We start from the raw sequence: 13,224 nt of genomic DNA, 5'->3' as shown, positions 1-13,224 counted from the left end.
GAAACGGAGTGATGTCCGTTTTACTATGTTATTTTCTAGTAATACATATGTATAGAGCAACTTAATCAAGCAGAGATATTTTCACCTATCGATGAAAATATCTCTGCTTTTTCTTTTTTTATTTGGTATATGCTTTACTTGTAATCGAAAATAAAGCACTAATAAGAGTATTTATAGGTGTTTGAAGTTATTTCAGTTCATTTTTAAAGAAGGTTTAAAGACGTTAGAAAGTTATTAAGGAATAATATTTATTAGTAAATTCCACATATATTATATAATTAATTATGAAATATATGTATAAATTGAAAATGCTTTATTTGACATTACAGCTAAGTATAATTTTGTATGAATAAAATTATATCTGAAAATTAAATAATAGTATAAGTGGAGGGATTAATATGAAACTAAAGAATCAAGATAAGCATCAAAGTTTTTCTAGCAATGCGAAAGTAGATAAAATCTCTACGGATTCACTAAAAAATGAAACAGATATAGAATTACAAAACATTAATCATGAAGATTGTTTGAAAATGTCTGAGTATGAAAATGTAGAGCCGTTTGTTAGTGCATCAACAATTCAAACAGGTATTGGTATTGCGGGTAAAATACTTGGTACCCTAGGCGTTCCTTTTGCAGGACAAGTAGCTAGTCTTTATAGTTTTATCTTAGGTGAGCTATGGCCTAAGGGGAAAAATCAATGGGAAATCTTTATGGAACATGTAGAAGAGATTATTAATCAAAAAATATCAACTTATGCAAGAAATAAAGCACTTACAGACTTGAAAGGATTAGGAGATGCCTTAGCTGTCTACCATGATTCGCTTGAAAGTTGGGTTGGAAATCGTAATAACACAAGGGCTAGGAGTGTTGTCAAGAGCCAATATATCGCATTAGAATTGATGTTCGTTCAGAAACTACCTTCTTTTGCAGTGTCTGGAGAGGAGGTACCATTATTACCGATATATGCCCAAGCTGCAAATTTACATTTGTTGCTATTAAGAGATGCATCTATTTTTGGAAAAGAGTGGGGATTATCATCTTCAGAAATTTCAACATTTTATAACCGTCAAGTCGAACGAGCAGGAGATTATTCCGACCATTGTGTGAAATGGTATAGCACAGGTCTAAATAACTTGAGGGGTACAAATGCCGAAAGTTGGGTACGATATAATCAATTCCGTAGAGACATGACTTTAATGGTACTAGATTTAGTGGCACTATTTCCAAGCTATGATACACAAATGTATCCAATTAAAACTACAGCCCAACTTACAAGAGAAGTATATACAGACGCAATTGGGACAGTACATCCGCATCCAAGTTTTACAAGTACGACTTGGTATAATAATAATGCACCTTCGTTCTCTGCCATAGAGGCTGCTGTTGTTCGAAACCCGCATCTACTCGATTTTCTAGAACAAGTTACAATTTACAGCTTATTAAGTCGATGGAGTAACACTCAGTATATGAATATGTGGGGAGGACATAAACTAGAATTCCGAACAATAGGAGGAACGTTAAATATCTCAACACAAGGATCTACTAATACTTCTATTAATCCTGTAACATTACCGTTCACTTCTCGAGACGTCTATAGGACTGAATCATTGGCAGGGCTGAATCTATTTTTAACTCAACCTGTTAATGGAGTACCTAGGGTTGATTTTCATTGGAAATTCGTCACACATCCGATCGCATCTGATAATTTCTATTATCCAGGGTATGCTGGAATTGGGACGCAATTACAGGATTCAGAAAATGAATTACCACCTGAAGCAACAGGACAGCCAAATTATGAATCTTATAGTCATAGATTATCTCATATAGGACTCATTTCAGCATCACATGTGAAAGCATTGGTATATTCTTGGACGCATCGTAGTGCAGATCGTACAAATACAATTGAGCCAAATAGCATTACACAAATACCATTAGTAAAAGCTTTCAATCTGTCTTCAGGTGCCGCTGTAGTGAGAGGACCAGGATTTACAGGTGGGGATATCCTTCGAAGAACGAATACTGGTACATTTGGGGATATACGAGTAAATATTAATCCACCATTTGCACAAAGATATCGCGTGAGGATTCGCTATGCTTCTACCACAGATTTACAATTCCATACGTCAATTAACGGTAAAGCTATTAATCAAGGTAATTTTTCAGCAACTATGAATAGAGGAGAGGACTTAGACTATAAAACCTTTAGAACTGTAGGCTTTACCACTCCATTTAGCTTTTTAGATGTACAAAGTACATTCACAATAGGTGCTTGGAACTTCTCTTCAGGTAACGAAGTTTATATAGATAGAATTGAATTTGTTCCGGTAGAAGTAACATATGAGGCAGAATATGATTTTGAAAAAGCGCAAGAGAAGGTTACTGCACTGTTTACATCTACGAATCCAAGAGGATTAAAAACAGATGTAAAGGATTATCATATTGACCAGGTATCAAATTTAGTAGAGTCTCTATCAGATGAATTCTATCTTGATGAAAAGAGAGAATTATTCGAGATAGTTAAATACGCGAAGCAACTCCATATTGAGCGTAACATGTAGAATTAAAATCTACCTAAATCCAGAAAAATAAAAGGGTTAAATATACAATTCTTGTACCAATATTTTGAGTGATTAGATGTAGGATGAAATTTAATTGTATGCTATTTAACAGTAGAGATATTAAAAATTAATTTATCTATACATTAATAGTATAGACATACAAACATAAGAGAGCATTGTCTTTTCGTAGGCTACAATGCTCTCTATTTACTATTTATTTTTCTTTTGTATCTTCAAATTGACGTTGTTCTAAGCGTTCTATTGCAGCTCGTCGTTTAGTATCATCAATGTTTGTATAAAGAGATGTTGTTTCCATAGAATTATGTCCCATTTGATTTGCTAATAATACTAAATCTTTATTTTCATTATAGTGATTAGTAGCATAAGTATGACGTAATTTATGAGGGCTTTTCTTTTCATCAAAAGCCCTTGTGTATTTCTCTGTAAGCTTTTGTATAGCATTAACAGAAATTTGCGCATAGGATCCTTTATAATTTGTTACAAATAGAATATCTTCAGCATCAGGACACTTGTAACGAGCAGCACGTACTTTTAGATACTCTTGAACATCATCTAGGGCTGTTTGTGTAGCCAAAATAGATGATTTTTTATCTCCTTTTCGTACAACTTTAATGTAACGAGTACGAAAATTGATACTAGAAATAGTTAAACTAGCTGTTTCAGATACCCGAAGTCCTGTACCTAAAATTAAACTTAGAATAGCAATATCACGCTCTCTATCGCGTTTGAAGAATCTTAACTTACCGGGAGCGTTTTCTTTTAGCATTTGCTCATATTCATTAGATAAAAAGCGCATAAATTTAATATCATCATTATTGTGAAAAATAACTTCAGAAATTTCTTTCGCTCTTGCTGAAGCGTCAATTTTTTCCTTATGAATTTCCATTTTGGCCATAACATTTCTATAAAAGTAACATTCTCCATTATCATCTTCAGTGTTTTTGGTTAGGTAGTTAAATAATGATTTTAGAGCTGAAAATGTTCGTATAATTGCCTTTGTTTTATTACCTTGTCTCTCTAAATAGCTTTTAAACCTTTTTACTTGTTTAAGAGGAAGGTGTTCCAATGTTTCAATTGGCACCTCATGTAATTTCGTAACCGTTACAACTTCTCCATTTACGAAAACAAGACGAGAGGAGATCAACCAATGTAAAAACATTTCATATTCAATTAAATATCCATACAAAGTAGCAGGGGAGAGGTTCGTTTTCTCTTCAATATATTCAATGATATACCAAGGCATTTTTTCTTTATGACGTTCTACACGTGCTTTATACACTTGTTTTTCTCGATTGCTCAATTTTTTCACCTCAAACTTCAAAACAGTACATTGATTTTCTATAATCAATGTACTGTTTTGTCTTAATTTGTCTAATTTTACATTAAATACAATTTTAATTGATATTCTTACGAAAACAACTTTATATAGAATTTCCATTTAAATTAACTTTTAAAAGTCTTTAATTTATTGTATAAATATCTCTAGATGCTGCATTGTCTTTTTTATATGATTATTTTTAAATACGTGTTTTTTACGTTCATTCCAACTATGGATATAATTGATAATCTCATCGAAATCCATTATTGAATTATTTCCATACTTTATAGACCAATGTACAGTAGCTAAAAGCTCCATACCATAAGGGGTTTCATATCCTTCAATTAAATTTTTTACCTCTTCAAGTCTTTTTAAAGATTCTTCATCATGAGAGATAAACTCTTTAGCTTCTAATATTGCATCTTCAAACAGATTAATATCAGATTTAGAATTTCGATCACCATAACCACGAATATAATGTCCTTCTAAACGAATTAAAACATGATTTAAATTTTCCGCATATGGACCATATATATATTTCACAAAATTTAAACGAAGAGGCTCTCCACACTCTTGTAAAAAATAAGCTAATTTCTGTATTTCGAGAAGCGAAAGGTGATATCCTGGAGCTCTGTATTGCTCCATTAATAATAGTAAAAGAGCTCTTGCTTTTGTCATTTTTGGCTTAGTTGTACCTATTTTCATGCTATTTGGATCAGGATGACCAGAAGGTTCATATAGATAAACTGTAGTATTTAAGTCCTCTAATGACTTTATAATTAAAGGCTGTACTTCACTCCAATCTAAGCCCCCATTACCACATCCAAGAGGAGGTAATGCGATCGATTTTATATTATAATTAATAATTTCATTTCTTAAAGAACTAAGCCCACTCTTAATATCTTCAATTCTTGATTTATTCTTCCAATGCCTTTTAGTTGGAAAGTTTATAATGTATTCTGGTGATCCTAAGAGGTGTGTTTTATATATAAACATTTTCCCAGGCTGAACTTGATTAATTTTACATGCCTTCTGATAAGCTTTAAAATTATCAGGGAATGCTTGTTTAAATTGAAGGGCGATACCTTTTCCCATTACACCGACTGTATTAACGGTATTCACCAAAGCTTGTGCATCAGCTTCTAACAAATTGCCTTTTGTTATTTTAATCAATTTCTACCACCACCTTAATAATACCAATTAGGTTTTAATTTAACTGTTAAAGAAACATTATGTTCAGTTAATATTTTTTCGGTTTCTTCTTTATATTTTTGACTATAGACTGCAATCCCGATAATACAGTCAAGTGGGACATATTGGTAAACCAGAAACTCTGCCATTCTTCTACGCTTTCTATCATTGTCTTCAATCGTGTCATGCCAATATTTACTCTTCATTATATCCCAATCAATGTTGTGCAATTCTTTAAGATCATTGTAATACTCAGTGAAGTGCATTATTCCATGGCCATCAGTAAAACAAAAAGGAACCCCGTTTTGCTTTATTTTTTGCGCTGACGATACAAAATAAATGAGAGGCCCTTGCCCCTCATTATATTGTGTGACATTACCTTTATAGATACTGTATAACATAGGTGATTTTGGAGCGAAATAGAATGGAACATATTTATGTAATGTTCCAAATGGTTCTACTGGAACTGAGTAATAAGCTCGTCTGTTTTGTATATCATTATTAGCAATATTACAATATGTTTGCCCATTATTCATGATGCTAGAGACACACACGAGTCCATTTGAAGATAATATTTTTGATAAATTTCTATAATGAGTCATATGATATATAAATGTGTTTGAATGCATTATGTACCTCACGATATTAACGTTTAATTTTATTTATATTATAACACACTATAATTATCAATTAAACTCGAATTTAATGTAAAATTCGAGTTTAATTAGCTTCCCTTTTATTTTGTCTAGAACGAAATATCGATGTTATTATTTCTTGCAATTAGTCTAACGATAATTCTACGGAACATATATGTTTGAATACAAATTGTATATATTGAAAGCAATTTTTCGCAAAATTAATAGAGCTTGGTCCTATTGAAGATGACTGCGGAAACAGTTGGTCTTCAAATAAAAAAAGTGAATTTTAACAAAAGCTTTTGTTATGTTTGGTCAACTATACTTTTGATATTTACTCTGAAATTTAAAAGCATTACATCTTTTATAATTTGTAAGGAATGAGCTAATTTGAACTACTCACCACTTATCGTCCTTACGGACTGTTTGAAGTGGAAGATTCCTGCGAACACCGATGTATCCACCGGTTATCTTAGCAGGCTCTGCCCGTAGTCCCTACGGTGAAAACATAAGTGTCTTGTACGTTGACTCACCACGCTTCCTACTTTAGCTTAGTTTTCGCAACTTCAGCAAACGTGGGGCGAAAGAACGTTGAAGATTTTACGGTTGCAACGTTTTTCTGCAACCAACCTCATATCTTCAGTTTTCAAAGAGCAATCTATACAAGTATATGGTAGCAAACATGTTGGCTTATACCAACCGACATTCATCTCCCACCTAAAATTGGTGTTTCACACCTTCACACTTTTGAGGAAGGAGTCTTCAGTCGGAAAACGATAAAGCTGTTAAAGAGCTACCTAATTAGCTCATTTTCAGGACCTAAAATAGTATACAGTATATATCAATTAAACCTTTCTATTCAAGAAATTGATAAATTCATCCTTATTTAAAGGTTTACTGTAATAATATCCTTGAATAAAATAGCATGCATTACGCTGTAACACTGTTAATTGTTCTTTCGTTTCTACCCCTTCTGCGATCACTTTCATATTTAAAGTATGTGCTAATGAAATAATGGTTTGTATAATTTCATTTCCATCCATAGAAGTCCCGATCCTATTAACAAATTCTCTTGGAATTTTCAAAGTATCAATTGGATACAAAGGAAGATATGCTAATGAAGAATATCCTGTACCAAAATCATCAATTGATAAATGTACACCATATGATTTTAATGCTTTTAACTTCGATAAGGTTTCTTTTTCATCTACCATTGCTATTCTCTCTGTTAATTCCAAATCAATCGAACTAGCAGGTACTCCTATCTCTCCAATGGTAGATATAATTGTTTGAACAAAATCTTTCTGTTCAAACTCTATCGCTGATAAATTTATCCCCATCTTTAGATTTGAAAAGCCCGCAGAATGCCATTCTTTCAGTTGTTGACACGCTTTCTGTAACGTCCACTTCCCAATTGAAATAATCTGTGAAGTTTCTTCTGCAATAGGTATAAACTCAAAAGGAGAAATCAGTCCAAGCTCTGGATGTTGCCAACGTATTAAAGCCTCTGCACCAATAACCTTACCTGCCTTACTATCAATTAGCGGTTGATACAATAAAAACAACTCACTATTTTCAATTGCATTTGGTAAATCCTGTTCTAATCGTAATCGATGGGTTACTTTTTGAGATAATGTCTCGTCATACATACAAACAGCATTGTTACCTTTTTCCTTTGCGCTATACATAGCGATATCAGCATGTTGTAAAAGTGTAGTAGTATTTATCCCTCCAAATGGATACACTGCTATTCCTATACTAAGAGATAAGTAAAAACTATGCTGATTTACTACAAATGGTTCTTCAGTTATACGAAATAGAGTTTTACACAAACCCAATAGCTGTTGCTCTGTTTGGTTATGGACAATAATCGCAAACTCATCTCCACCTATTCTTGCTAGAGGAATAGTCGGTGAAAGACATGCCCTAAAACGTTTGGCAACTTCTTTTAAAACCCTGTCACCAATCGAATGACCCAGTGTATCATTAATAGTCTTAAAGCGATTTAAATCAATATACAGGAGCCCAAACTTATCCTGTGTTTTTTGTGCACGCTTAATGGATCTATCCAATTCTTGTTGGAAGAATATACGATTTCCAATCTCCGTCACCGTATCATGAAATGCTAGGTAGTTTATCTCATCTTGCTGTTGTTTCATTTTTGTAATGTCTTTTACCATTACATAGCTCCCAAAAGTTTGTCTCTCTATCATTATAGGAACAATGGTTACAGACCAAAAATGTACGTCCTTCACATTATTATTTTTCACACGTAACTGTAAAGAATCCGAACTGCATCGTCCCTCCTGCTTTAGAGCCTCTTCCAATTCAAATCTATCTTCATCTAAGAAAATAGAGATGCACTCTTTTCCTATTAATTCGACACTTTTTTTTCCTAATAATATACTTCCAGCCTGGTTTATATTCAATACTATGCCGTTTGAATCGATAGTTAAAATAGGATCTGGATGATATTCATATAAAGACTTAAATTTTTCTTGTTTTTCCAGCAAATCATTAGATTTTTTGATTAAATCTGCAGTTTTTTGTGATATTTTTTGTTCTAATTGACTATTAAACACTTTTAACTTTTTGGTTAAATCTCGGTTTTGCATTCGCATAATTGTATGACGTATCAGTACAAATACAAATGTTATACAATTTCCAGTAATGAGTGTAGATGAATGGGTTTGCTCTTTAAAGGTAAAACCAATTAAAATCGTAACTGCAAGATAAGGAAAAGATACTAGGATTTTCTCCCCCAATATTGGATTGATAATAAAATAATTTCTTTTAGAAAATGACTCTTTCGGTATAGTAGCAGCAATAGCGATTAATAAAAGAAAAACTCTATATAAACATCTTAACAGTATGACTGCACGATCCGATAATTCATCTTGTACATAAAAATATAAGTAGTCAGTACTAGCCAATCCAATTAATACTATAATAAAAATATATAGTTTGTTTTTCGCATTAAAAATAGTTGGTCTAAATACAAGGCTAATCCCAAGTAAAAAAAGTAATAAATCTATAATTGGAAAAACAAATGAAAGAAAGATATCTCCAATTGAAAAAGATAAAAAATGGGCTGTAGGGTTATTAAATATGTACCATTCTAAAGTAAATATTGAAGTAACTACAATACATATATCACAGAGTAAATATGATTTTTCCCAGTTAGTGCACTCTTTTATAATTTTATAAAGAAAAGCAAAAAGTAAAAGAAATAAGAAAAACAACAAAAATACATCCGAAAGTGTTCAATCGGTATTTCTATATCAAGAACCTGGAAAATGGATATGAAATTCCCTAATAAGAAACAACCTATTGCAAAAGTCATGCATACCCAGAAGACTTCTATTTTAATTTTCCTTAATAATATAGAGTAAAGTAATGAAGCAACTACAATAGTTTCAACAATTAAAGACGATATTCGTATATTAAATTCAGTTAAAAAATAAAAATTAGGAAAAGCAAATAAAAAAAGCAAATAAAAACTTACATAACTAATTAATACAGTTACTAAAAAAATAAATTGTCCCTGTGAATATTTAGACAATGAGCTCACCTTCTTAATATTTTTTGGATCCTGTTCATAAAAGAATGTGTATATAACAATAAATGTGGTTCTTTCTTTTATCTTTTTCTGATATTCATTTCCTTTCTCAATTTGTGTGAAACTATGATATCACCAACAAATAGGTGAGAAATAAATGTCAGTTAGCGTAAGCCAACGAATTTGCCACTAAATATTTGTACAGATTGCTCTTTGAAAATTGAAGATATGGGGTTAGTTGCAGAAAAATCTTTACAATGGTAAATTCTTTAACATTTTATCAATCCATGCTAGAGTGTGAATCCTGATACAAGGCACTTCAGTTCTCATTGTAGAAACTGCAAGCAAATCCTGCTAAAATAATGGGTTGATACCTTGGTGTTATTAGGAATTTCTCGTTTAAAGCTTCTCTTAAGAGGGGGAATTCAACTTTATTATGCCCCTTTAGAAAAAAATTCTAATCGGAATAATTTCATTTATATATTTATGATACTGATTATTACACTTAGGAATTATCTTATTTAGAATGAAAAGTCCCATACATGAAGAGAGGCATCATCTTATGTTATAGGTATAACCTTATTGAATTTCTTTAAAGTAAGAATTACAATTAATGACCTTAAAATTGGTACAATCATTATGAAAATGAGGCAGAAAAGCCGAATTCCTTAAATTAGGAAAACGGCTTTTTATCTACAAAAAAATCTTTTCACTTAAATTTTATTATTTTTTGGCAGAAGACTCTTTCTCCATATGCATAAAGGTGTGAAACCACTAATAACCGGGAAATACATGTCAGATTGTATAAGCCAAAACTTTCGCTATTAATTACTTGTACAAATTTTCTATCAACCCTGCTTGGCAATGTTGATAATTAACGAACAAGATACTTAAGTTCTCACAGTATGTCTACAAGCAAAGGCTATTTGATATTCGCAGGACCCCTACTATAAACAGACCACAAGTTAGTTAAGTAGGGCAGAACTCAGATCATTTAACCTGTTTGAATTTATTCATGAAAAAGACATCACTTATTATTTTAATTATAGTTTTATATATATCGACAGATTCTTTATTAAATCAAAAAATTATTAATAAAAATTTATCTTTTTACGACAGAAGACTCTTTCCTCAATTTGTGTGAAGGTGCGATAGCACCAGCAAATAGGTGGGAGATGAATGTCGGTTGGCGTAAGCCAACATGTTTGCTATTATATACTTGTACAGATCGCTCTTTGAAAACTGAAGATATAAGGTTGGTTGCAGAAAGACGTTGCAATCGTAAAATCTTCAACGTTCTACCATCCCACGTTTGCCGAAGTTGCGAAAACCAAGCTAAAGTAGGTAGCGTGATGAGTCAACGTACAAGATACTTCTGTTTTCACCGTAGGGACTACGGGCAGAGCCTGCTAAGATAACTGGTGGATACATCGGTGTTCGCAGGAATCTCCCACTTCAAACAGTCCGTAAGGACGTTAAGTGGTGAGTAGTTCAAGTTATATAAAATTAATTCTTCATTTCTTGTTCTTCTATTATGAATTGTGAGACCAAATGTGATAATTCTTCTACTTTTCCCTTTACTTTTTTAGATTGATTCGCTATCTCCTCAATTGATACTGCTTGTTCTTGGATTGAATGTGCAGCATAATTGGTTCCGCTTGCTACCTCCGCTGCAGTTTTAGAGACTGTTGACAAGGATATATTCACTTCCTCTGTTCCTGCAGACATTTCTTCTGTTGCTGCACATACCTCTTGCATTTGACTAGATATTCCATCAATATCCTTTACAACAGAAAAGAATACGTGGTTTGCCTTCTGAGCTGCTTCCTTTCCTTCTATTGCTTTTTGTTTCCCCCTTTGCATTACATCAACTGTTGCCTTTGTATCTTGTTGAATATTTTTAATTAAATGATTTATTTCATTGGCAAACTCTTTGGATTTTTCCGCCAAATCCCTTACTTCTTCCGCAACCATCGCAAACCCTTTCCCATTTTCACCTGCACGTGCAGCTTCAATTGCAGCGTTTAATGCTAAAAGATTAGTTTGTTCTGCAATATTAGTAATAGCATTTAGGGCTTTATCAATTTGTTGCGTGCGTGTAACAAGTCTATCTATTACTATAGAGGTTTCTTCAACAACTGCATGTACACTATTCATTTGAAGGATAGATTGTTTTATTTCTTCACTGCCTGAATTTACATGTTCAGTTGTTTTAACAGTCATTTCCGTAATCATTGTTGACGATTCGGCAATAGTTTGAACTCCAGTAGCTATTTCTTTTAATGATGATGAATTCTCTTGGATACTTATAAATTGTCCTTCAATTTTGGTATTTACTTCAGAAATATTTTGAACAACTTCATTTGATATATCAGTTGCTTTTTTTGTATTTTGTAACATACCTTCCGTAGAAGAAATAACCTCATTGGTTGTACTCTTTACATTTCCTATTAGTTGTTGTAGATTATCTAACATATTGTTAAAAGAGTGTACTATACGTCCTAATTCATTATTAGATTCATAAGAAGTGCGTATTGTTAAATTACCTGCAGATACTTTTTCCATGTCCTGTTGTAATAATATGATTGGTTGCTTGATTGCACGTTTAATAAAATAACCGATAAAAGTAACAATTATTATTACTATAACTGATATGCTAATAAACATTGTCATTGTATTTTTTATACTGCTAATATTAGATTCCTGTAACTGTTGTGCATTATTTTTGTTATATCTAATAAGCTCCTGAATGGATTCTATTGCCTTTTTAATATTTGGTTCAATTTCTTTTAAATAATATGTATATAAATCTTCATTATTGGATAAGTTTACATCTTGTATTTTTTTTATTTGCATTCTTAATTCATCAAATGATCCATAGAAATCTTTATACAATTTTAATTCTTGGTTAGAATTAATTTTAGATTCCAATTGTTTTAATAATTTATCATTTTCTTTTCGAGCCCCGTTTATCTCCGCTAGTAATTCTTTACTTCTTTTTTCATCTTGTGATATCATCATCTCCATTAAATTCATATTAACATGGAAAATATTCGCTTCTACAGCCCCAATATGTTGGATTGACAATAAATTATGTTCGTACATATTAGTTGAAGCATTTTTACTTTTTACTAAGCAAAAAAAACCTAATGTTGAAAGAATTATACAAGCAACGATAGATATGGTTATCAATCCATTTAACTTAGTCCCTATCTTACTATTTTTTATAAATGACAATCAAATTCACTCCATTGTTTTAATCAGTTTTTTAGATTTGTTTTTTAATAGAAATAATTGTAATTTCGAGAGAGCACGGATTCAATTCATTTTTTGGTTAAAAGCGTCTGTAATATTATTTAAGTACTTTTTTAACTGAGTTGTATATCATCAGTTTAAATGTTCGGTTGCTATAGGATACACTCCTTAGCCAACTCAGAATTATACTGATGATTGTTAAAGGAAAAATAAAAATTACTCATTCCTCCGCCCACCAAAACACGGATATTTTTATGAGTATAGTAAATTAAAAATACAAAAAAATTTAGGGTTTGTATCGTATGGATATTTTAAAAGCTTAGGGTAATCTAAAAATCTTTTAGACTAATCTATATTATTCTTTAGATTTCTGCTCAAATAATAATATTTTTGGTTCTATAGTTAAATTTTCTATTTTTAAAGTGACTCACTCTTTTGCTAAGACGGATATACCATTTTTAGCAGCTACTTCAGCTTCCATCATAAATTTATTTTCTGTAGAAAAGGTTATTTTGCTGGATAAATCTTAGAAAATTTCATAGGATTCATAGTTTGTTTACAATCAGTTGAATTCTATAAATCAATTTGTCTAGCCTAAAGTAGATTAGTATTTGAGTAGTTGAGAAGTCATTGTTAATTAACCGTAAGAATTCTTAAATTCTAACTCATATGCCATTACATCAATTC

Annotated in this window: 6 protein-coding genes and 1 pseudogene; 1 reads left to right on the top strand and 6 read right to left on the bottom strand. The window is 31.7% G+C overall.

The window, feature by feature from the left end:
* The first annotated feature begins 398 nt into the window (after positions 1–398).
* Positions 399–2,558: a pesticidal crystal protein Cry1Ia gene (gene cry1Ia / locus QCI79_RS32285; RefSeq protein ID WP_000769223.1), complete on the top strand. Its 2,160-nt coding sequence runs from the start codon at positions 399–401 to the stop codon at positions 2,556–2,558.
* A gap of 214 nt (positions 2,559–2,772) precedes the next feature.
* Here cry1Ia and xerS read toward each other — a convergent pair whose 3' ends face one another.
* From xerS to QCI79_RS32255, 6 genes and pseudogenes are all read right to left on the bottom strand, one after another.
* A complete protein-coding gene (gene xerS / locus QCI79_RS32280; protein WP_014481901.1) occupies positions 2,773–3,879 on the bottom strand; it encodes a tyrosine recombinase XerS in 1,107 nt (368 codons plus the stop codon).
* A gap of 165 nt (positions 3,880–4,044) precedes the next feature.
* The gene (gene darG, locus QCI79_RS32275; RefSeq protein WP_021728420.1) at positions 4,045–5,070 is read right to left on the bottom strand and encodes a type II toxin-antitoxin system antitoxin DNA ADP-ribosyl glycohydrolase DarG; all 1,026 of its coding nucleotides are present in this window, start codon (positions 5,068–5,070) and stop codon (positions 4,045–4,047) included.
* A 14-nt stretch (positions 5,071–5,084) separates the two neighbouring features.
* Positions 5,085–5,690, bottom strand: coding sequence for a type II toxin-antitoxin system toxin DNA ADP-ribosyl transferase DarT (darT, locus tag QCI79_RS32270; protein ID WP_228161298.1), 606 nt, complete (start codon positions 5,688–5,690; stop codon positions 5,085–5,087).
* An 878-nt stretch (positions 5,691–6,568) separates the two neighbouring features.
* Positions 6,569–9,066, bottom strand: a pseudogene (locus tag QCI79_RS32265) (sensor domain-containing protein).
* A gap of 1,318 nt (positions 9,067–10,384) precedes the next feature.
* Positions 10,385–10,576, bottom strand: coding sequence for a hypothetical protein (locus QCI79_RS32260; protein WP_071699962.1), 192 nt, complete (start codon positions 10,574–10,576; stop codon positions 10,385–10,387).
* Between the two features lie 212 nt (positions 10,577–10,788).
* The gene (locus QCI79_RS32255; RefSeq protein WP_021728425.1) at positions 10,789–12,519 is read right to left on the bottom strand and encodes a methyl-accepting chemotaxis protein; all 1,731 of its coding nucleotides are present in this window, start codon (positions 12,517–12,519) and stop codon (positions 10,789–10,791) included.
* Between the last annotated feature and the right edge of the window lie 705 nt (positions 12,520–13,224).

Source organism: Bacillus cereus group sp. MG1, from assembly GCF_040460035.1.
GTDB lineage: Bacteria > Bacillota > Bacilli > Bacillales > Bacillaceae_G > Bacillus_A > Bacillus_A cereus.
This window is presented reverse-complemented; position numbering and strand designations above follow the sequence as displayed.

Bases quoted from the DNA above. Each gene is read 5' to 3' on its own strand.
- cry1Ia (WP_000769223.1), top strand. From the start codon at position 399: ATGAAACTAAAGAATCAAGATAAGCATCAAAGTTTTTCTAGCAATGCG.
- darT (WP_228161298.1), bottom strand. From the start codon at position 5,690: ATGACTCATTATAGAAATTTATCAAAAATATTATCTTCAAATGGACTC.